Annotated in this window: 16 protein-coding genes and 1 pseudogene; 8 read left to right on the forward strand and 9 right to left on the reverse strand. The window is 50.3% G+C overall.

The window, feature by feature from the left end; genetic code table 11:
* Positions 1 to 126: 126 nt before the first annotated feature.
* A complete protein-coding gene (locus E7746_RS01035; RefSeq protein WP_136409564.1) occupies positions 127 to 1,158 on the reverse strand; it encodes a fimbrillin family protein in 1,032 nt (343 codons plus the stop codon).
* A 35-nt stretch (positions 1,159 to 1,193) separates the two neighbouring features.
* Complete coding sequence (locus E7746_RS01040) at positions 1,194 to 2,111, reverse strand: DUF5119 domain-containing protein (protein WP_168184272.1); 918 nt, start codon at positions 2,109 to 2,111, stop codon at positions 1,194 to 1,196.
* Between the two features lie 257 nt (positions 2,112 to 2,368).
* Here E7746_RS01040 and E7746_RS01045 point away from each other — a divergent pair, with 257 nt between their 5' ends.
* The gene (locus E7746_RS01045; RefSeq protein WP_123395215.1) at positions 2,369 to 2,845 is read left to right on the forward strand and encodes a GNAT family N-acetyltransferase; all 477 of its coding nucleotides are present in this window, start codon (positions 2,369 to 2,371) and stop codon (positions 2,843 to 2,845) included.
* Positions 2,846 to 2,932: 87 nt separating this feature from the next.
* Here E7746_RS01045 and E7746_RS01050 read toward each other — a convergent pair.
* From E7746_RS01050 to E7746_RS01080, 7 genes and pseudogenes are all read right to left on the reverse strand, one after another.
* A pseudogene (locus tag E7746_RS01050) lies at positions 2,933 to 4,902 on the reverse strand (glycoside hydrolase family 97 catalytic domain-containing protein).
* 381 nt (positions 4,903 to 5,283) lie between these two features.
* Positions 5,284 to 6,600 carry an MATE family efflux transporter gene (locus tag E7746_RS01055; RefSeq protein WP_136409566.1) on the reverse strand — a complete coding sequence of 439 codons (1,317 nt, stop codon included), beginning with the start codon at positions 6,598 to 6,600 and terminating at the stop codon, positions 5,284 to 5,286.
* Between the two features lie 15 nt (positions 6,601 to 6,615).
* Positions 6,616 to 8,622: an OPT family oligopeptide transporter gene (locus tag E7746_RS01060; RefSeq protein ID WP_136409567.1), complete on the reverse strand. Its 2,007-nt coding sequence runs from the start codon at positions 8,620 to 8,622 to the stop codon at positions 6,616 to 6,618.
* A gap of 134 nt (positions 8,623 to 8,756) precedes the next feature.
* Positions 8,757 to 9,455 carry an LrgB family protein gene (locus tag E7746_RS01065; protein WP_136409568.1) on the reverse strand — a complete coding sequence of 233 codons (699 nt, stop codon included), beginning with the start codon at positions 9,453 to 9,455 and terminating at the stop codon, positions 8,757 to 8,759.
* Positions 9,439 to 9,801, reverse strand: coding sequence for a CidA/LrgA family protein (locus E7746_RS01070; RefSeq protein ID WP_136409569.1), 363 nt, complete (start codon positions 9,799 to 9,801; stop codon positions 9,439 to 9,441). The genes E7746_RS01065 and E7746_RS01070 overlap by 17 nt, the downstream gene beginning before the upstream one ends.
* A gap of 1,231 nt (positions 9,802 to 11,032) precedes the next feature.
* Positions 11,033 to 12,352, reverse strand: coding sequence for a transposase (locus tag E7746_RS01075; RefSeq protein ID WP_136409415.1), 1,320 nt, complete (start codon positions 12,350 to 12,352; stop codon positions 11,033 to 11,035).
* A 337-nt stretch (positions 12,353 to 12,689) separates the two neighbouring features.
* The gene (locus E7746_RS01080; protein ID WP_136409570.1) at positions 12,690 to 12,962 is read right to left on the reverse strand and encodes a helix-turn-helix domain-containing protein; all 273 of its coding nucleotides are present in this window, start codon (positions 12,960 to 12,962) and stop codon (positions 12,690 to 12,692) included.
* Between the two features lie 183 nt (positions 12,963 to 13,145).
* On the opposite strand from E7746_RS01080, the gene E7746_RS01085 reads away from it, so the two are divergent.
* The 7 genes from E7746_RS01085 to E7746_RS01110 all read left to right on the forward strand — a co-directional run bounded on the left by E7746_RS01085 (position 13,146) and on the right by E7746_RS01110 (position 21,512).
* A complete protein-coding gene (locus tag E7746_RS01085; RefSeq protein ID WP_136409571.1) occupies positions 13,146 to 16,343 on the forward strand; it encodes a hypothetical protein in 3,198 nt (1,065 codons plus the stop codon).
* Positions 16,344 to 16,428: 85 nt separating this feature from the next.
* Positions 16,429 to 16,962, forward strand: coding sequence for a hypothetical protein (locus E7746_RS01090; protein WP_136409572.1), 534 nt, complete (start codon positions 16,429 to 16,431; stop codon positions 16,960 to 16,962).
* A gap of 440 nt (positions 16,963 to 17,402) precedes the next feature.
* The gene (locus tag E7746_RS01095) at positions 17,403 to 18,083 is read left to right on the forward strand and encodes a DUF3575 domain-containing protein (protein WP_136409573.1); all 681 of its coding nucleotides are present in this window, start codon (positions 17,403 to 17,405) and stop codon (positions 18,081 to 18,083) included.
* Positions 18,084 to 18,104: 21 nt separating this feature from the next.
* The gene (locus tag E7746_RS15190; RefSeq protein WP_238337281.1) at positions 18,105 to 18,308 is read left to right on the forward strand and encodes a hypothetical protein; all 204 of its coding nucleotides are present in this window, start codon (positions 18,105 to 18,107) and stop codon (positions 18,306 to 18,308) included.
* 3 nt (positions 18,309 to 18,311) lie between these two features.
* Entirely contained in the window at positions 18,312 to 19,133 is an 822-nt protein-coding gene (locus E7746_RS01100) for a DUF5119 domain-containing protein (RefSeq protein WP_262709699.1), read from the forward strand.
* A gap of 60 nt (positions 19,134 to 19,193) precedes the next feature.
* Positions 19,194 to 20,267, forward strand: a complete 1,074-nt coding sequence (locus E7746_RS01105) for a fimbrillin family protein (protein ID WP_136409574.1) — start codon at positions 19,194 to 19,196, stop codon at positions 20,265 to 20,267.
* Between the two features lie 201 nt (positions 20,268 to 20,468).
* Positions 20,469 to 21,512, forward strand: a complete 1,044-nt coding sequence (locus E7746_RS01110) for a fimbrillin family protein (protein WP_136409575.1) — start codon at positions 20,469 to 20,471, stop codon at positions 21,510 to 21,512.
* Positions 21,513 to 21,526: the final 14 nt, after the last annotated feature.

A 21,526-nucleotide genomic window follows, 5' to 3' on the forward strand; every position in this document is an offset into this window, starting at 1 on the left:
CCTACAAAGATACGATAATTTATCGTGCGACAAAGCAATGTGACGATATAAAATCACTCCCGACAACCATTCCTTAGAGGACGGTTGCCGGGAGCGTTATTATTTACGGCAAGTGGTTATGCGCCGTCAGGGATTGATTTCGGCGTATTCGTCGACTGTCGGCTCAAATTCTATTGCATCGAGTACGGCAGGATTGTTGATGGCGATGTTGTAAACGTAGGAATATCCCATTTTCCAATCCTCGACATTGGTCGTCATCAACGGGAATATGAGCCGTCCGAGATCGGTGTGAGGTACGAGCATGTAGGACGGTGTGTCGGACTTTGGCCACAACTTTGCCCCGCTTGAGGTGTCGTAAATCTCACAGTCGACCTGAATGAAATTGCCTATATAGTCGTTGCCTGCAAGCTCGACTTTAGTAAGCTCTTGCGGTAGAAAGAACTGAGTGTCCAGTGTGCCTTCAGTGAGGTTGACCGGATTAGAGGTCAGCGTTACTTGCGACTCATTGTCAATTGCATAGAATGTCAGAATTTTTTGGTTGGCACTTAAGTCGGTCCAAGATCCCATAGCTTCGGGATTCTCGGGCGAAGTTGTTGCTTGTGGAAACCGGAATGTGCCTTTGGTGTAAATGTTGCATAACGACACATGACTTACTTTGACCTGAATGTCGACATTGCTGCTCGACATCATTACATCTACTTTGGCAAATGCATGCCTGAAGTTGATTGCTACCGGAGCCGGCTTTTCATACTCCCCGATGTTCACGGCATAGAGCAAATCGATGTTGCTGTTATTTATGAAATCGGGAATTGAGTTGGAGCCTATACCTGTGATTTGTGAAGAATTGGATATGTCGGGGCTGAATGCATAGAAATTAACCGGAGTTTCGGGCCAGTAGGCCGTAGGAGAATAAGTCCACAATCCACCGTCTCGCGACACGGTTACACCTTCCATAAGGGGCTTGGAGCCGGTGAATGCATATACGACGAAGCTTTTTAGCGACGCTGTGGTGGTTGCGGCCGAACGCGGTTGCTTTGACGCAAGCGCGTTGAACGATATTGCATGCTGACCGGTAGTGCCAGCAGGTGCTTCATTGTCGGAGCAGGCATTTGCCGCAAACAACAATGCTGTTAAGCTTAGTAATGCAAAAGCTTTCATAATCAATGAGTTTTTGTTAGTTTAATAACGGTGATTTATACTACAAAGTTCACAACGACATGAGTCCATCCGTCTACCGAAGGGTCGAATGTCCCTACTGATTCATCGGGAATAGACTCCGGTAACGACAGTGAATCCACCACTACGTGTACGTTAAGATGGTCGGAAGCTTTGACGACTTGCTCAGTCACATCAAACTCGTAAACGTATCGGCGTCCGTCGGTGAGCCATACGAAGAGATACAATAAGTTAGGAGCTCGGGTTGCACGAGGCAGGCCGAATGTGAAAAACTTCCCTGATATTGAGCTGTCACCGCTTTTTACAGCCTTTACAGGGAGCGTTACGGGCTGAGAGGAGGGCAGTCCGTTGTTGACGCATAATGACGCTGCGAGTCCGCTCATCGCAGCGCACATTCGTTTGACTCCGCTGAGATTTTTGACATTTATAATGTCGTAAGAATAAGTTGCAACGATTTGTCTTGGCTTGGTAACCAACTGCATGGGGTTGCTTTCGGACAAACGCGAAGTGTAGGTGGCGGTGGAGTCGGAGTAGGTGAGTTGGTCGTAGGTGACTGTTACATCGGAGTAGGAGCCCGACCACATCATGTCGGGGCATATCAATACCTTTTCACGAGTATAGGTTATGGTGTCGTTTGAATTCCATCCCGGAAGACCTTCGAGAATGTACCCGGGTCGGCTTGTGGCAACCATGGTGCCGTCGTCGCCCGATTCAAATCTAACACCCGAGGTGTCGTCGTTGTACATTATGAATCGGTAGTGTCCGGTGGGAAGTATCACTTTTCCGGCCTCTCGCCCCGGGAAGTCAAATCGCCAATGATCCTTCACTCCGTCGATATAGAATGTATAGGCTATGCCTTCGGGATCGGCATCGGGAGCCAATGCCCAATCGTTGACAATTGTAATGTCCACGTCGTCTTCGAAGCAAGGCTTCATGTCTTCGTATATGCAACCGTTTATTGTCAGGACAGTTGTGGCAGCCATCAATATATGGAAGTATTTTTTCAGTTGCGAATACATTATTAAATAGTAATTGTTGCTAAAGGTTAACACTTTTGCATCATGAATGGTTGAATTGTGGTGAAATATAGTTAAAACAGCGGATTAGGTTAACTTTTTTTGACCTTGGCAGTCGGCTTAAAGGCGGAAAATTTGTTATATCAGAAATGTTTATCGCAAGTGTATTGAAAGTTATGCAGAATATAATTATAAAGAAGGCAGGTGTGGAGCAGTTAAATCTGCTGCTTGAATGGCGCATGATGGTGCTTAGAGAGGTGTTTTCATTGCCTGAAAGTTGTGATACGGGCCGATTGCGTGAATCATGCAGGGCCTATTATGAGAAGGAGTTGGCAGCCGGAGGTCATGTGGCGTGCTTTGCATGGGTCGACGGGCTGATTGCGGGATGCGGAGGCATGTGCCTCTATGATGAAATACCCTCGCCCGAGAATCCGTCGGGCAAGTGTGCCTATCTGATGAACATATACACGTTGCCCGAGTTGCGTCGTCATGAGATAGGGCGGTGCATCGTCGACTGGCTTGTGGCACGTGCCCGTGAACGCGGCATAGTGAAGATATACCTTGAGTCGACACGTGCCGGTCACAGGCTTTATCATGATGTGGGATTCCGAAACATGTCGGATATGCTGAAACTTCCCGGTCTTCTCGCTTGACATTTTAGACAATCGTATATAGAAGGCGGAAGCATCCCTTAATGTGGGGACGCTTCCGCCGTTATGTTATCGCTTCGTTTATGCGTGTTATTTGGCAACGATGACAAATCCGCTTGAGGGGAGTATTGTCAAGGGAACTTCAGCGGGTTTCTTCACCTTAAGGTCGCGTTTCTCAATCACGCCGGGAGTCATCGATTTAAGCTTGGCCGGGTCGGCATATATCTCGACCACCTGATCCTTGGCGAGCATGGGCAGGTCGAGTTTCAGCTTGAGAGGCTCCTGCTCGGCGCTCACGCCTGCTATATACCATGTGTCGCCATGACGGCGCGCAAGCACTACGTAACGGCCGGGGTATCCGTCGATGTAGAGTGTTTCATCCCAAGTCGTGGGCACGGCTTTCATGAATTCTATCGCTTCGGCCGGAGCGTCGGTTAAATTGGTAGGCGACAGTGCGAAGTTCTGCACGGCGTTCTGGTAGAGAATCGATGTGGCAAGCTGGAATGCGTCGCTTGTGCGGCGTGTGGTGCCGCCGTCGTTGCCACGGTTGAGGCGCTTGTTGAGCACCGTACCGCCATATTCCATACATCCGGCTGCGTTACGTATGAAGGGATGCAGGGTGGCGTTGTAGGCTTCCTGATCGCAGAATCCCTGGCTGAACACGAGGTTTTCCGATGCAAGCACCGCCTCGCTGCCTGCGTAGTTGGGGTAGAGGCGTTCCCATCCGCGCGGCATTGTGCAGCCGTGGAATATGACATTGATGCCGTAGTCGTTTGCGTCGCTGAGGATGTCTTCATAGAGGCGCATGGTTTCCTGCTTGTCGCCGCCGAAGAAGTCGACCTTTATACCTTTTATTCCGAGGTCATGTAGCCACTTCATCTCCTTTTTGCGGGGAATTGGACGTGACATGAGGCTTGTGGGGCCTTGCACGATGTCGTTCCACCATCCGCTTGACGAATACCACATGAGCAGGTTCACACCCTTGCTGTGGGCGTATTTAACGAGTTTCTCGATGCCTTCGCGGCCAATGTTGGTGTCCCACCAGTTGTCGACAAGCACGTTCTCGTAGCCCATTTCAGCGGCGAGGTCGATGAATTTCACCTGGTCGTCATAGTTGATACTGTTGTCCTGCCACAGAATCCAGCTCCATGTTCCGCGACCGGGCTTGAAAGGCTCGGTCGCCTCATACAGAGGTTCGACAACGCTCCAGGGAATTGTTGTCTCGACGATCGGGGCGAGGTCGGAGCCTACTGTTATTGTGCGCCAAGGTGTAGTTCCTGGAAGTGCGATGCCGGGCGATGCCGAGCCGTTGCCGTTGTTCTCTTCGGGCATCGGATAGGCTATGGTGTACATGCCGTCGTTGTAGTCGCTCAGTCGTGAGCCGCAGTAGCTTCCGTCGACACCGGTTTCGGTAAGCAACACCCATCCGTCGTCGCCTACGTGGAAGAGGGCGGGGAAGGTATAGCCGTGTCCGTACATCGACTTTTCGGTCATGGGTGCATCGGGCTTATAGGGCTCCTCGTAGCTTGGCTTGGTGCGCTTCCATCCTATCATTGCGTGGCTCTGGGGGTGATGAACGTAGTAGTGTAGGAGGGGAACTTGAATCCGGTAGCCTCTTTCTCCATTACGAGGCTTCCTGTTTCGCCGCCTTTCTGGCGAGGGATTATATATCGGAAGGCAACATCGTTGTCGCTAACCTGCCATTCGACGCTCATTTCTTGTCCTGCTTCGTTCTTGAAGGTGGTGACGAGGGTGTTGGCGTTATAGTCGACATGGCTCTTCTTGATGCGGTCCTGGTTGTAGCTCTTTGAAACGTTACCGGTCTTGGAGTCGGTCATGGTCATTCCGCGCGAGAAGTCGCCGATGTTGGTGACGAATCCGAGCGGCGATTGCTCGATGAGCTGCTTGCCGTCGTAGGTGACGCTATACTGGGGAACTCCGGCTGCAACATCGGTCGTTACAACGAGTTTTCCGTCGGGGCCTGTGACATTGACCGCGGCTTCGGCTGAAAATGCAGCTGCCACTGCGATGACTGTCAGTAGTAATGATTTGTTTGTCATGCGATTAAAAGTTATGTGATTCGATTAGTTTCGTCCCTTTGACTTGGCTGAGATACCGGTAAGCCTATACGCTGTCATGTTATGCGAGGCTATGGTATTCTTGAAGTATTCAAAGATACGAAAAATTTTTGCAAGGGTCACCCTTATTGTCGCAGTAATTGAAATAGGGGCTCGAATTAGTCACAATCCAAGCCCTCATAACTTTTAACTTGTTTTTGTTTTATAAATTCTATAAAACGGGTGTGCTTTCCTGTGCCATGAAGTCAAAACTCCACGGCATTTTTACATGTTTTCAACAAATGTATGGAAAAATCGCTCTCTCAATTATTTAACATATATTATGATGCAAGGGCTACTTTGAGGCCGAGGTGACGGGGCTGCTCAATAGCGGCGGTAACGGCGTCCGATGACCGACAGAATGATGCCGCGGGTGAGCAGATAGCAGATGAATGCGAGCCAAAGCCCGTGATTGCCAAGCGAGGGAAACGCCAGAGCGTAGGTGATGAAGAATACGGCTGTGGCCGCGGCCATCGACAGGAGCATGGAGCGTGTGGCGGTGGCGCCGATGAACACGCCGTCCCATGTGAAGGCAAGGAATCCGGCGACGGGTATAGTGATTATCCAGTAGATGTACTCGTGAGCATGAACGATGACATTCTTTTCGGAGCTCAGGAAATTGAGAAGCAAGTCACCGCCCACGGCGTAGATGACGGTGAAGGCCACGGCGAGTCCGGCTCCCCATCGGCACAGCGCGTCGATGCTTCGGCGCAGTAGGGTGCGCTCGCCTGCTCCGATGTATTTGCCGCAGATGGCTTCGCCGGCAAATGCGAATCCGTCCATGAAGAAGGAGAAGAGGGTGAAAAACTGCATGAGCAGCGCATTGACGGCAAGCATCTCGGTGCCTTGGCGTGACCCCGTGCGGGTAAACCACAACGTGACGGCAACGAGGCATAGCGTGCGCAGGAATATGTCGACATTTATGCGGAAAAAGTGCTTCAGCCCCTTTATCTCGACAATCTCCTTGAATGTCGACAGCACGATGTCGTACCTGATGAGGCATATCGAGCAGGCAAGCATGAATCCGCCCCATTGGGCCACAAGGGAGCCTACGGCCACACCGGGTATGTCGTAATTGAAGCAGTATACGAGCACCAGGCTCACCGCGATGTTGCACAGGTTGATGAATATAGATACCCACATGGGCGCGCGGGAGTTCTGCATGCCGAGAAACCAACCCGACATAACGTAGGTGCCGAGTACGGCGGGAGCGCCCCATACGAGAATTTCAAAGTAGGTGCGTGCGAGTACGGCGGTGTCGGCCTCGACATCCATGAACCATAGTACGGCTTCGCACACCTGATGTCGCAGGACTATCATTGCTATTCCGGCAAGCATGGCCACGAGCAGAGCCTGCTGCAGGATGCGTGACTGCGCAAGGCGGTCCTTGGCTCCGAAAGCCTGTGCCGTCATGCCGCTTGAACCCATGCGCAGGAATCCAAACAGCCAGTAGAGCATGTTGAACATTGAGCCGCCTATGGCTATCGCGCCGATGTAGGCGGCCGAGTCCATGTGTCCCACGATAGCCACATCCACCAGCCCCAGCAGGGGAGTGGTGATATTGGTGACTATCGAGGGCAGGGACAGTGATAGGATTTCGCGGTTTACCGATAGGTTGTGTCGTTGTTTATTCGTCGTCATTATCGGCATTTGCGATTATAGCTTCTTGGCTCGCATGCAGTCAACTATCAGATAGATGATGAGGAGCAGATACATAACGCATCCGAGTGCCTGCGAGGTTGTCATCGATAACGGATTGGTGTACTCAAATCCCATGTAGTTGGTAAGCGCGGCAAATACGCCAAACAGTGCGCCGCCGGCGATGAGGCCCGAAGCGATGAGGGTTCCTCGGTCGCGGCGAGCGTCGTTGACAGCCGAGTCGGTCGAGCGGCTTGAAACGAACCATGAGATGGCACCACCGATGAGCATGGGGGTGTTGAGTTGCAAGGGGATAAACATTCCGAGGCAGAATGCGAGTGCCGGAACACCGAGCCAGTTGAGGATGAGTGCGAGGATGGCACCTACCATGTAGAGAATCCACGGAGTGTCGCCACCCATCATCAGGGGCTCGATCACCTTGGCCATGGCGTTGGCCTGCGGAGCCACGAGAGCGTCGGGGCCCGAGAATCCGTAGACATCGTTGAGCACGAGAATTACACCACCCACTGTGGCGGCTGAAACGAGTGTGCCGAGGAACTTCCAGCTCTCCTGCTTGCGGGGAGTGGAGCCCAGCCAGTAGCCTATCTTGAGGTCGGTCACGAAACCGCCGGCCATTGAGAGCGCGGTACACACAACGCCGCCTATCACCATTGCGGCAACGATGCCCGATGTGCCCTTAAGACCTATTGCCACGAAGATTGCCGATGCGATAATCAGCGTCATCAGCGTCATGCCCGACACGGGGTTGGAGCCCACGATGGCGATTGCGTTGGCGGCAACGGTGGTAAAGAGGAATGCTATCACCACTACCACGAGCCAGGCCACGAGTGCCTGCCAGAATGTGTGGATGACTCCGAAGTAGAAGAAGGCGAGCACTGCTATAAGGGCTATGGCGATGAGGTAGACGATGTGCTTCATCGATATGTCGAGCTGCCAGCGCACCTCCTTTATGTCGCTGCTCTTGCCCTTGAGCTCACGTGCGGCGAGGCCTATTGCCTGAGCTATTATCGACCATGACTTCACGATGCCTATGACTCCGGCCATGGCTATACCGCCGATACCGATGAGGCGGGCGTAGTCGCTGAAGATGGCTCCGGGCTCCATCGAGGCTATTTCGGGTGCGCCGTAGGTTCCCATGAGGGGAATAATGATCCACCACACGAAGATTGAGCCGGCAAAGATGACGAATGCGTACTTCAGGCCCACGATGTAACCGAGTCCGAGCAGGGCGGCACCGGTGTTGACGCTGAACACGAGCTTAGTCTTGGCGGCAAGCGCCGTTCCCCATTCCGAAGCGATTGAGGTGACATTCTCGGCCCACCACTTGAACGTGGCAAGCACGTAGTCGTAGATACCTCCTATAAGTGACGCTATGATGAGTGTCTTGGCCTGTGATCCGCTCTTTTCGCCCTTGCCTTCGCCGCTCACGAGCACCTGGGTGGTGGCTGTAGCTTCGGGGAAGGGGTATTTGCCGTGCATGTCCTTAACGAAATATTTGCGGAAGGGGATGAAGAAGAGTATTCCCAATATGCCTCCGAAGAGCGAACTGAGGAATATCTCGAAGAAGTTGACCGCAATGTCGGGATACTTGGCCTGAAGGATGTAGAGCGCGGGCAGGGTGAATATGGCACCGGCCACAATCACTCCCGAGCAGGCGCCTATTGACTGGATGATTACATTCTGTCCAAGGGCGTCCTTCTTGCCGAGTGCGCTTGAAAGTCCCACGGCGATGATGGCGATAGGTATTGCGGCCTCAAACACCTGGCCTACGCGCAATCCGAGATAGGCGGCCGCCGCACTGAATATGACGGCGAGGAGCAGTCCCATGCCCACGGAGTAGGGAGTCACCTCGCGGTAGTCGCGTGCAGGGTGCATTACGGGATGATACTGCTCGTCGGCGGCGAGCTCTCTAAACGCGTTTTCGGGTAGTCCGGCCACGCCGTTGTCGTTGGTCGCCGGGTCGATGCCGTTGGCGGCATCGTCTAAGTTTCGGTTGTCAGACATGTTGTAGTTTAATGTGATGGTGATAAAAGTAACGTTTTGCGAAGTTAACAATTATTATCATCAACTGCAAGATTGCCGTGTTAAAACGCACGTGACGGCGACGGCACCCCTGCGTGACGCCGCGTGACATGGCGTCACAGAGTGTAGCCGAGCAGCTCCAGGATGAAGGGGGTGAGCAGGGCGGTGAAGAGTCCGTTGATGGTGAGCCCGAGCGACGAGAATGCGCCGTAGCGATAGCCCGTTTCCATGGCCACCGATGTGCCCACGGCATGGGCGGCCGTACCCATGGAAAGTCCCTGGGCTATGGGGCTCTTGACGCGCGACAGCTTCATCATCCTGAATCCTGTCATGCCGCCGAAGATGCCGGTACACACCACGACGGCGGCCGTGAGTGCAGGAATGCCGCCTATGGCTTGCGTCACCTCGATGGCGATAGGGGTGGTGACCGACTTTGAGGCGAGTGACATTACCACCTCACGTGACGCTCCGAGCATCTGCGCCACGATGACAACCGACGCTATGCCCACGATGCATCCCGCGACTTCGGCAAGGAGAATGGGCAGAAACTGCTTCTTGATCGACTCGAGCTGACGGTAGAGGGGTACGCCAAGCGCCACTACGGCGGGTTTGAGCCAGAAGTCGATGAACTCGCCGCCCTTGGAGTAGGTGTCGTAGTCGATGTCACACACGAGCAGAAACACGATTATCGCCACGGTCGACAGCAGGATGGGGTTGAGCATCGATATGCCGGTGCGACGCTGTAGCAGCTGTGAGGCCACATAAATAATAAATGTAAGGGCCAGCAGGAAGTATTGGTTATCGAGAAAGCTCATGATGCGGTGCTGAAAGACGGCGCACAAGCTGGTGGACCCAACCGGTGACGGCGATGATTAGGAAAGTGCTTACTATCGATGCCCCGATGATGGGGAGCCACTGGGCTTTGATGAGCCCGAGGCAGTTGATGAGGCCCACGCCTGCGGGAACAAAGAAGAATCCGAGGTTCTTCACAAGAAAGTCTGACACGCGGTCGACCCACATCAGGCGCACGATGCGCAGCTTAAGGGCGGCCGTGAGGAGCAGCATCCCGATGATGCTTGATGGTACAGGCACCCCTGTGGCCCATACGACAAACTCGCCGATTGCCAGGAACGCAAACAAGACGGCACATTGTAGAATCATAGTTCTGTAAGAAAAAAATTAAATATAGATTGTAAATCGGGCGCAAAATTAAGTCTATTTCTCAAACTGCCAATGCTTCTGTGCCGATTTAACGTTGGAAATGGCTAAATTATCCGTTTGAGGCTATATCGGGTGGTAATTCGTGGTGAATAAATATGCATTTATGCGGCTTTTGAACAGTTTTTAACTCTTTTAATGCCTAAAATTATATTGTTGAAAATGAATGAGATAACAAATTTTTTATGTTAAAAAACATAGTTTTATTGCATTTTTCTTGAAGTTGACCTAACTTTGCAGCGTTTTCAAGTGTATATAATAGCAAAGGTCCTGAAGAGTCAGGCCAATAAAAAATTGTTTTAGGTAATTAAAAAGTTAGTATTATGAACAAGATGATTCAGTTGTTTAAGAGTGGTATCAATGCTTACGTTAAGGTTGTCAGCGACAATCAGGTGATTCGCCTCTCGGCCAATCATTCGGCTTTCAACCCCGAGAAGCAGTAAGCCACGTTGCAAACCCCGGGATTCATATTCCATGAACCCCATTTTAAAGAGATATTAAGGCCGAAGAGTCGGATGTTGAATATTGTATAATTAAAATTTTTACAGTTATGAACAAGATGATTAAGTTTTTCAAGGAGAGTGTCAACTCATACGTTGAAAATGTGGGCCGTCATCAATATTTCCGTGTGACCGGTGATTGCTCACCTGTGTTTGACGACAAGAACTGATAATGCGGATCTCTCTCTCTTGATAATGAAAGAAAAGTAAAGTGGACGATTATAAAATAGAAGTGTTATGAAAAAGTTTTTGAAGAAGGTACTTACGTGGTACTTTGAAGCATCTGCAGAGATGTACCGATAAATGTAGAGTGTATATGATTTTTTTCCATTCCGCAGGGAATGGGTGATAAGAGTAGATTAATTTTTTAGGAATCGTGAAAATAATTCACGATTTTTTTTGTGCCCGGGCGAGTGCAACCCCGAGGGCTACGTAGTTGCCCAATAAGTGCCATCCATGGTGTAGCGTTTCTATTGGGCAGCTAACGCAGCCCTCTTCTTATATATAATGCTTTCCTATACCCGTGCAGCGGACGCATATCAGCGTCCTTGCGCGGGCCTAACCTTGTTAAGCAGCTAACGCAGCTTTTGCGCTAACGCGGGGATTTGCTGGTGACGGGTTTGCGCCCTGCGCTGACGCGGGGCGAGTGTATGGGTGTGCAACCCGCAAGGGTTCTAGTGGTCGGAAGAGGTTTGTAACGATAGTATTTTGATTTTTAGATTATTGACCTCTGATTTCATTGATTTTACTTGAGCCTCAAGTCTTTTTATCGTTTCTGTCTGATATCTAATCAATTCTGTCATGATGGCCTGTTTGGCTATGCGTGGCCCCATATTATGGGCAATGGAATATATTTTAACCAGCAGGGCGACAATCAGGGTCATATACAGCATTACCTGTATTCCGTGTACATTTGTTGATATAAAATGTGAAAAGCTCAGATCCTGTTTGAGAAATTTAAAGAATACCTCAATATCCCAGCGCCTTCGGTAATATTGGACAATTTCGATGGCATCTTTCTCAAAGTTATTGGTAATCAAGACCATCTCGTCATCATAGTGTCGGGCGTGGCGTCTGGTGTTTCGTGGAGATTCCGGACGCGGTGTCTTGAATCTAACCCGTATAATCCTGTAAAGGCATGAGGTATCCCATTTGTCGGATTGTTTGGCTCTGAGATAACCCTTGTCATCCGCGGTCACTACCACTTCATTGTCTGCCAGCACAGAGTCTTCGGGCAACATCGTTTCTACGGGTTGTGTGCAGCGGTTTAGGTTGAGCCTCCCGACGAAGAAGGCCCGGTTCTGTTTTGTCAGTTTCGCGATACATTTGAAATCATCCACATCCTTCAAGCCTCTGTCAAAGACATATCCATTCGACATCCCCGCCCTTTTACGCAGACATTGTGCCACAGTCTTGCTTATCGGGGCATTGTCGGCAGAATATGTCCTTTCTGTAAAGACATTGGCCGCCACAACGTTGAGTCCGTTATAAGCCATGGTGTACTTGAGTTGTCTCCGGTCTGAAGATGTATTTTTTGTCATGCCGGTAGAGAAACCCTCCACAAGTTTGTTTGAGGTCTCGGCGACCATGGTGCTGTCAACGCGTATTATTTGCATGTCATCCAGTACAGCATCGGGTACATACTTAAGATATTTGGAGCATATCAGTGCATATGCCTCTTTGAAAAAATCTATATTTATCCTGGTCAGCCGCTCGCTGAAAGATGAATGAACCACCACTGTGCGCTTGCTGTCAGAGGTGCCATTTGTGTCCGTCATCAGCGGGATGCCATTTTTTATCGATATAATCCTTTGACTGACCTGAGATGAAGACAGCATTGCAAATATGCAGTCGACCATCATGTCTACTCCACGTAATTTTTTTGCTTTGTAATCGACCTTTGTTTTGGCCGCTATCTCTGAGATTTTATCGTATGGGAGGTTTTTTATCACCCCGATGGCTGTTACATTATCTTTTGGGTGCTGTGTAGTCATATCTGTTTTTTTGATATAACAACCAGGCTCGACTTTTTGCTGTGTCTTCCGACCACTAGAACCGCAAGGGGTTGTGGCTCGCGGATAGCGGTCCGCTCCACGGGTAGGGCTGTTGCCCACCCTTTCCACGGGTAGGCCTCCGGCCAACCCGCGGTTAAGTATGATATGCCTGGCGGCATATATCTGCCCGGGGTTTCCTGCGTATGCGCGCGTATGTGTATATGTCACGCGGAGGTGTCGGCGGGCTCGGCCGCCGAAGGGGGGCTGCAAGGGGCGGTGAGGGCGGCGTTTTCGCGGATGAGCTGCTCGATGCGCTTGTCCTTCTCGCGAATGAGAGTTAAAAGCGCTTCAATCGAGGGTGATTCTTCACCCCCCCCATCGTTAACATATTTTTACAAATCATGTCGCCTTCGCCGGTTATCAGCCAATGGGCATCGAGCCAATCAAATGTTTGGACTATCTTCATGATGAAGTCAAAGCCCGGCTTGTTACGGCGCATGGCTACCACGCCTCTAACTGTTTGGTCGCCAATCCCTATTTTACGGGCGAATGAGGCGATGTTTAGGTTCTCGTGCTTTATGATTTCGTTTATTCGGTCGCAAATGTCCATAAATACGTTAAGAAATTCAATTATTTATTTGGTAGATTCAAATAAATGTTTGATATTTGTACCCAAAATAGCTTTGTGCTTTTACAAATGTAGTAATTTTTGCCGATATTTTAAGGCTATTTAAAACACTTTTGAAGCGTATAAGCTTAATAATATATTATTAATTTAACAGTTTACTTAATTATGAGAAAAACTTTTTTGAAAGTTTCGCTATTCTCATTTCTTGCACTGGGAATGTCAACTGCTTTTGTTGGCTGTAAGGACTACGATGACGACATCGACCAGTTGAGAACTGAAATAGCAGCAAACAAGACTGCGATTGAGGCTATCAATCAGAAGATCTCGCAGGGAGCTATCCTTAATTCGGTTGTACCTACTGAGGACGGCAAGGGTATCGTTATCTCCGTTACTAAGGACGGTAACACTCAGACCTACACCATTAAGAACGGACAGGACGGAACTACCGCTCAGGTTTGGGACATCCGCGAAGTTGACGGAAAGGCTTACTGGTTCAAGAATGGTGAAAACACCGGTATCGAAGCTCAGGGCAAGGACGGTGTTGGAACCCCCGGCGCAACAGGCGCACCCGGTAACTACTGGGCTCCTAACGAAGAGGGCACAAAGCTTGAAGAATATGCTTGGAATGCAGAAGCTAAGAAGTATGAAAAGACCGGTAAGTCAGTTGATATCGCAATCACTGTAGAGGGTGACAAGACTCCCGGCATTACTGCTGTTGCTGACGCTAACTACGTTTACTTGACCGGCGTTCAGACCGGTACCGACGAAGCCGGCAAGCCCATCTATGGCACTGTAGCTATTTCTCGTAACGGTCTTCTCCGCGGCCTCGTTTTCATACCCGACTTGTATGAAGCAGGTGTTGAAGCATCACGTTACGTTTATGCTCCTGTTAAGTTTATGGATCCTCAGGCTGCAGGCAAGACAATTGCTGCTGATGCAAACAATGAGGAACTTAAGGTTGAGAACACACTTCCGAAGGATTGGAAGTATAGCATTCCCGCTGCTGCAAAGGAAACTTACATCTATCCTATCCAGCACGTTAATTACGAACTTAACCCTGCTAACGCTAACATCGAGAAGCTCGCTTACAATATTATCGTTGACGACAAGGAATTCCTTCAGGGAAGCCGTGCTGCCGATGAGCCTACTATGGTATTCGAGGTAGTTAACAACGACCTCGTTAAGCCCGTAAGCAAGAACGGTAACCTCAATGTTCCCTACAAGGCTACTAAGGGTGCAGAACTCGTTAAGTATCTTGAGGCAGGTAAGGATGGTGAGCTTACAGTAATGGCTCTTGAGGCTACTGTTAAGGAAGACGATAAGGTGACTTCAAACTACTCAGCTATCGTTCCCGCAGTTCGCAAGCTTCAGGCTATTTCATTCACTACCGCTTCTACTTACACTACTAAGGAAGCTCACAACCTCGAACTCTACAGCGATGGTGAAAAGGCAGTTTCTAACGTAGCTTCTATCATGTGGAAGTATAACGGCGGTAATCTTGACCTCGCTTCTAAGCTGCAGGTATGCTATACTCAGGCTGATTTCAAGGCACCTGCTGCTAATGCTGAGCACAAGTTCATGACTCTTGCCGAACTTGCTGACTATGGTTTGACAGTTAAATATTCACTCCTTGCCTACAAGGTAGGAAACAGCGAAACTGTAGAATCACAGTATGCAACAATCAACGAAAATGGTGTTCTTACTCCTATGCACATTGGCGATAACGGAACTCCCGTTGCCAACGGTACAGGCGACAACGCTGCCGGTATCTCTTCAGTTAACCGTCGTCCGGTAGTTGTTGTTACTATCGTTAACGCTGAGGGTAAGGTTGTTCTTGCCGGTTATGCTAAGATTCAGTACACCAACACTGTTGATCCCGTTGTTAAGGGCTTCGTTCTCAACCCCGGAGCTGCTGCACTTCCTTACCTCTGCTCAACCGAAGTAGAGAGCACTTGGGAACAGTGGAGCGGTAAGCTTCTCGAGGCTATGGACATCAAGCTTGACCACAGCAACTTCAGCGAAAACTACACTTGGGCAGAAGATGGCAAGACTTATGTAGCCGTTACAGCCGATGGTAAGACTACTTACAAAGATGTTGCTACAATTACTCCTGCTGTTTCTTACGGTACTATCGTATTTGACGATGATGAATTTGCCGCAAGCGCCAACGGTGTATTGACTTGGACTGCAACTGCTGCTCAGCAGAAGGCTATCTTCGATGCTAACGCTGAACACAAGATCACTCTTTACACTAAGTTCAACTCAGTTAAGGGTACAGGCGACCTCTATGTAGGTCTTGAAATGACTGTCCTTCCTGCTCCTACTGCTACTTACGGTGTTAAATACACTAACCAGTGGTATGCTAACAGCAAGGGTGTTGCTGAATCACGTGTAAACGTAAACGTTCCCTATCCCAGCACAAGTGCAACCAATGTATTGAGCTATAAAAAGGAACTTAACGAATACTTCGTTGAAAATACAGTTAAGGTAACTCCTGCCGGTACAGGTTATGACTGGGCTACCGCTCTTAAGGATCTTCCTTTGGCTTACTCTTACAGGCTTTCAGCTGTTCAGCCTAAGATTGTAAAGGGTGACAAGGAATATCAGTTGGTTGCCGATGGAAACAACCTCAAGGTTGGTACCGTAACTATCGCAACTCTTAATGCTGCTGGTGAGCTCGTTTATGCTCCCGGTGCTACTGCAGCTGCCGACAACAATACACTTGCTAAGGAAATCCTCAACCTCTTCGGTCACAACGAGGCTTATCCTAACTGGACTTACGCTAACGTAGAAATCGCTTCTACTTATGGCGATTGCAAGCTTCCCTTCGATGGCATTCTGTCATTTGAATCTCGCTTCCTCCGTCCTATCGACGTTAACAATGGTCAGGGCGTAGAATTTGAGGACGCTGTTGCCGACGGTGACGCTGAGCCTTTGGCTAAGTTCTTCACTTTGAGCGACTGGCGTGACAAGGCACTCTTCACTGTAAATGCAGCCGGTGTTGCCACTGCAGCTACTGAGAACGGTGTTAACCTCTACAACTACTATCAGATTGCTACTGTTGCATTCGATAAGAACAAGGTTCAGGTTCAGGATGGTTTTAACTGGTACACTATGGACAAGCTCCCCGGTCTTGACCTTAAGCTTGTAGGTAAGGATGGTGCTACTGTTACTACTACTGCCGGTGTATCAACCGCTTCTATCGCAACTGTTGCTGATCTTAACAAGCTTGACCTTGTATGGTACAACAACTCAGGTACAACTAAGGAGTTCAACATCAAGGTTCCTGTAACCATCACTTACAGCTGGGGTACTATCACAGCTGAGGTTACCGGTAAGGTTAAGAAGACTATCAACAACTAATTTGATACGATTGTTTAATCCCTGATAACGATAAGAGCACTGATTGTTACAATCAGTGCTCTTTGTTACATAAAATCCTGTCGATATGAAAAAAATATTTGTATTCATTGCCGCATCGCTTGTCCTGTGGTCGTGCTCCAAGTCGAGCAAGGAGTCAACTGACTATGTGACCTACGAGGATGCCGAGGCCGAGTTTGCCGCCACCCTTTCGGCGAGCGACACCACCGAGGTGCTTTCGGCCGGCAACGCGTTGATGGACAGCCTGCGTGCGGGCAACATCGACTATGCCCTGTCGCAGCTCCGTTCGGCCGACACCGCCGGAAATGTCACCGAGATGAGCGACGAGCTTCGCGAGCGTATGCGCGCCCGCTTCGAGCGCTTCCCCGTAGTGGAGTGGGAGATCGACTACTACGACTTCTCGCTGCCCGGACTTAACGACCTGAAATACCGCACCTACATGCGCGCCCGCGACGGCAAGAGCGGTGTTCCCGCCATGTCGCTGATGCTCAACCCGGTGAAGAAGGACGGCAAGTGGTACCTGTGTGTAAAGGATGCCGAGCTGCCCGCCAAGGACGCCGCCAACGCCATCAATCCCAAGCAGATTATAGGCGAGCGATAGCGGTTCGGGCCACGCGCCCGGTAATCGCAATACATTATATTTTATAGATTCACGGCTCCATGTCGCATTTCCCCGCCGATGGGTGATGTCACATGGAGCCTTTCTTTTATGGCTGCACCATGGGGGCGAGGCGGCTTGTGGGGCTGCGCTCGGGTGTCGACAGGGGGTTGTCAAGGCTGCGTTAACCTAAAAGAGTTAAATCGCCGGTTGGTCGAGCAAATGTTTGAAATAATAGGCTGTAATTAACAATTATTAACTTAGTAGGGGCAGTTTAATACAGTGTTTTTACATAAATTTGTACTGCAAAAGAACATTAAACGTGAAAGACTATAATATTGGTAGATAGAATATTCTACTTATGGCATAATTTTAATGGAAATTCGCCTCACTCACATTCGTCGTTTGCATTTATTTACATTTTTGACCAATCATTTGCGTGTATGAACCCACTATATGTAATACTATCCGTGATGTTGGCTTTGGCCGCCAATATAGGCGCGTCAGCTGCACCTGTCGAGCATGAGGCAGCCTCGCTGTCAGCCGCCCAGGGCGCGTCGCAGCATGAAGCCGCAAGCGTCACCCCCGCAGCCTCCGAAGAGGCCAAGACACAGAACTTCGCACTGAAGACCAATCTCATCTACGATGCCCTGCTCATGCCCAACGTGGAGCTTGAATGGCGAATCAACAACCGCTGGTCGCTCGCCGCTGAGGCCGATGTGGCATGGTGGAAAAACGACGGTCGTCACAAGTACTATCAGATAATGAACTTCGCAGCCGAGGGTCGCTACTGGTTTCACTCCTACAAGCCGTGGCACGGCCACTACGTGGGTCTGTCGGCCGGCGGGGGAAAGTTTGACCTCGAAGGCGGTCGCACAGGCTACAAGGGCGAGGGTTTCCTCACCGGGCTCTCCTACGGATTTATGTTCCCCGTGTCGAGCTGCCTGTCGTTTGACGCCGAGGTGGGCTTCGGCTACCTCTACGCCCAGTACAAGGTCTACAAGCCCCAGGACGACCACTATCTTTTTCAGCACAAAAGCCGCACCAACTACTTCGGCCCCGTCAAGGTAAAGTTCAGCCTCGTGTGGCGGTTTAACGCTTTCGACTCGAAAGCCGGTAAATAATCCCCTCTTATCTTGATATAGATGAAACTTAACATTCACAATACACTCCTCGCCGCATCGGCGCTCATTGTGGTCGCCTCCACATCATCGTGTCGCAAGGATTTGTGCTACAATCACTTTCCCGAGGCCGGCGTGACGCTATCCTACGAAAACGAGTGGTATCGTGACTACGGCATGGGATGGCTGTCAAACTGGGATGCCGACCTCTACGGCTCGGCCTACTAGAATCTGCGTCCCGGCAACCCCGAAGGTGTCACCATGGTGGCCTATCACCCCGACGGCATCTCGGAGTTCTACATGAGCACCGCCGGTGGCAACGTGTCGTTTGGCGCAAGCGTTCACTCGCTGCTCTTTTACAACAACGACACCCAGTACATCATTCTCAACGACATGGCTTCGCTGCCCTCGGCACGCGCCACATCGACATCACGCTCACGCGCCACTCTCGGCGAGCTTCATGCCGGAGAGCGCACCATCAATCCGCCCGATGTGCTCTATGCCGCCTATTCGCCCGAAGTGCCCGAGCTGAAGATGCACGAAAATGTGCCCCTGCCGGTGCGCCTGCAGCCGCTCGTCTACACTTATGTGATCCGTTATGAGTTTGACTACGGACAGCAGCACGTTGCGCTTGCTCGCGGTGCCGTGGCCGGAATGGCCGAGTCGGTCTACATGCGCGACGGCGTGACATCTGACGAGGCCGCCACAATCCTTTACGACTGCACGCTCACCCCCTACGGAGCGCGCGCCGAGGTGGCTTCATTCGGTGTTCCCGGATTCCCCGACGAATACTACGGCCGTGACGAGTCGACGCGTCGCGACACCCCGCGCCCCTATACGCTCAATCTTGAGGTGAAGCTTACCAACGGCACCCTGAAGAACGTTACATTTGACATCACCGACCAGATGCAGCATCAGCCACGTGGCGGTGTGATAGTGGTGAAGGACATCCGCATCGAGGACGATGAAAACCTGAGCGACTCGGGATTTGATGTCAACCTCGAGGACTGGGGATTGCTTGAAGACATAATAATACCGGTGCATCCGGTGTAATAAACGGTTGAAATTCAATCAATTTAATTAATATTATTCATTAACAAAATTTTTCTGACAATGAAAAAAGTTTTATTATTCTCTGCCGCTATGTTGGCATTGAGTTCATGTTCCAATACCGATGTGTTGGAAGAAGGTAACATCCAGCAGACCAACGCTATCGGTTTCCAGACATTGGTAAACAAGGAGTCACGTGCAATTACGGTTGATAATTTTGATCAATTCTTAGTTTACGGAAGCTATAAAGTGGCTGGTTCTGAGGTTTCAATGCAGCTGTTCAATGGAATACCCGTTACAAAATCGGGTAGTAGTTGGACATATACCGATACTCGTTATTGGATTGAAGGTAGTACTTACACATTCTCAGCTTACGCTGTAGACGATGACGCTCTTCCATCAGGTGCGAATGCTAACTTTAGAGATTCTAAATATCTCAACATTACTAATTTTAGATGTGATGAGAGCGTTCAAAAGGATCTCGTTTATGCAAGAATAGCATCTTATGGTCCGGCTCTTGCGACTGGAAATCCTGTACAATCGTTGAATTTCAAGCACGTTCTTGCTCGCATACAGTTTAAGTTTGAAAATCAATTCCCTGCTGATTATAATGTTAAAGTTGCTGATCTTGAAGTGATAAATGTACGCAATTACGGTAACTTTTACGGCTCACAGTTTCCTTCAGAAACTGTCAACTGCTGGGTTAAGCCTGATGGACAGGGAATTACCGATGAGTATACTGTTCCAACTCGCTATCCTAACGATCAAGCGAAGCCTACTGTAAAGCCTGCTTTATTAGATGCAAATGCAACTATCGCAAGTGGTTCGTCGGCAACAACTGATTTTGCATACGTTATACCTTACAAGTATTCAGACGCAAATGTTAAGATTTCATTCCATATATTTGTAACTCGTACAGTAGGGACAGAAACCGTTAATGTTTTTGATAAGGTACTTACTGCTTCTATTTGTCCGGAATGGAAAATGAGTCACTCTTATTGCTATACTATAGGTTTGTCGGGTAATTCATCCGGTCTTGATCCTATTGTGTTCTCTGGTTCAGTTGAAGATTGGAATCCTGTAGACGAAGACGAAAAAGTTAATATTGATGCCGGTCGTCTTCCTGCTCAAGACTGATTTTGAATCAAAACTTGCAATCAAACTATAAACAATCAACTTAACTCACGGTAGCCGATCGTTTCGGTCGGCTACCTTTCCTCACTATCTCGCCTCACAATCTATAACAAGCATCTCCCCTCAATCGACATCGGCCTTTAGCCGGCAACAGCTCGATGAAGCCGATGTGACAAAAACAAAACACCCCAACCAATCCAAGCTATGTGGAAACAATCTAAATTACGACACATCCTAAGCCCAAGGCTTAACATATATACAGCCGCATGCATTGCCGCGGCTGCCCTCGCGCTGCAGTCGTGCTCGTCGACATCGAGCGACGACGATGTAGCCGCCGGAGTCGAGTTGCGCTTCAGTGCCTCAGCTGCCGACGGCTCGCGTGCTACGACGACACTCACCACCTCGGCCACGCTCAACGACTTTAAGGTGTGGGGTACCTACCGCACTAAGGTAGGCGGCTCATGGAGCGCTCAGCCCGTCAATGTGTTTGACGGCGTTACGGTCAACAAGGGCGATGACGGCAACTGGAGCTATAGCGCATCCACCCCGCTGCAGTACTGGTTTCCCGGCTGCTACTACACCTTCCGCGCCATCCACCCAGTCACGGTCAATGCCGCGTTCACGCCGGGTAGCGATGCAGCGTCCGACCGCCTTAGCGTCACCTCATTCGATGCCACTCAGGGTGTCGACCTCGTGGCCGCCACCCACACCCGTGAGTCATTATTGCAGGGCAACACCGTTGTGAGCCTCGACTTCCGTCACCTGTTGTCGCGCGTCGACATCACGGCCTCGGTCGACAAGGCTGTCACCGGCACCTTTGTCATTACGGGTATAACGCTCTACGGCTTCGACACCGTGGGCTCGTGGAGCAGCGACGGCATGACCGCCAACACCTACGGCAAGTGGGACAATCTGTCGGGCCGCGACAACGCCTACTCCGTCAGCGGGCTTAACATCACGCTCAGCTCCGAGCCTCAGTCGCTGCTAAGCGGCGGCAACACCGTGCTGATGCTGCCCCAGGCCATCCCCGTGGGCGCAAAGGCCGACATAACCTACACCGAAAACGGAACGGAGAAGACCGTAACCGCCGACATCTACAAGGCATCCTACAGCCTTACAGGCGGTTACCAGCCCTCGCGCACCTACCGCTACTCCTTCACCATCGGCCCCGACCAGTACATCCTGTTCAGCCTTCCCACCATTCAGGACTGGGAAGATGCCGAGGGCGGAAACTATTTGCCTCAATAAGTAAAAAACAAGTA

It is taken from the genome of Muribaculum gordoncarteri (genome assembly GCF_004803695.1).
Classification (GTDB): domain Bacteria; phylum Bacteroidota; class Bacteroidia; order Bacteroidales; family Muribaculaceae; genus Muribaculum; species Muribaculum gordoncarteri.

Bases quoted from the DNA above. Each gene is read 5' to 3' on its own strand.
- E7746_RS01035 (WP_136409564.1), bottom strand. From the start codon at position 1,158: ATGAAAGCTTTTGCATTACTAAGCTTAACAGCATTGTTGTTTGCGGCA.
- E7746_RS01040 (WP_168184272.1), bottom strand. From the start codon at position 2,111: ATGAAGCCTTGCTTCGAAGACGACGTGGACATTACAATTGTCAACGAT.
- E7746_RS01045 (WP_123395215.1), top strand. From the start codon at position 2,369: ATGCAGAATATAATTATAAAGAAGGCAGGTGTGGAGCAGTTAAATCTG.
- E7746_RS01055 (WP_136409566.1), bottom strand. From the start codon at position 6,600: ATGACGACGAATAAACAACGACACAACCTATCGGTAAACCGCGAAATC.
- E7746_RS01060 (WP_136409567.1), bottom strand. From the start codon at position 8,622: ATGTCTGACAACCGAAACTTAGACGATGCCGCCAACGGCATCGACCCG.
- E7746_RS01065 (WP_136409568.1), bottom strand. From the start codon at position 9,455: ATGAGCTTTCTCGATAACCAATACTTCCTGCTGGCCCTTACATTTATT.
- E7746_RS01070 (WP_136409569.1), bottom strand. From the start codon at position 9,801: ATGATTCTACAATGTGCCGTCTTGTTTGCGTTCCTGGCAATCGGCGAG.
- E7746_RS01075 (WP_136409415.1), bottom strand. From the start codon at position 12,352: ATGACTACACAGCACCCAAAAGATAATGTAACAGCCATCGGGGTGATA.
- E7746_RS01080 (WP_136409570.1), bottom strand. From the start codon at position 12,962: ATGGACATTTGCGACCGAATAAACGAAATCATAAAGCACGAGAACCTA.
- E7746_RS01085 (WP_136409571.1), top strand. From the start codon at position 13,146: ATGAGAAAAACTTTTTTGAAAGTTTCGCTATTCTCATTTCTTGCACTG.
- E7746_RS01090 (WP_136409572.1), top strand. From the start codon at position 16,429: ATGAAAAAAATATTTGTATTCATTGCCGCATCGCTTGTCCTGTGGTCG.
- E7746_RS01095 (WP_136409573.1), top strand. From the start codon at position 17,403: ATGAACCCACTATATGTAATACTATCCGTGATGTTGGCTTTGGCCGCC.
- E7746_RS15190 (WP_238337281.1), top strand. From the start codon at position 18,105: ATGAAACTTAACATTCACAATACACTCCTCGCCGCATCGGCGCTCATT.
- E7746_RS01105 (WP_136409574.1), top strand. From the start codon at position 19,194: ATGAAAAAAGTTTTATTATTCTCTGCCGCTATGTTGGCATTGAGTTCA.
- E7746_RS01110 (WP_136409575.1), top strand. From the start codon at position 20,469: ATGTGGAAACAATCTAAATTACGACACATCCTAAGCCCAAGGCTTAAC.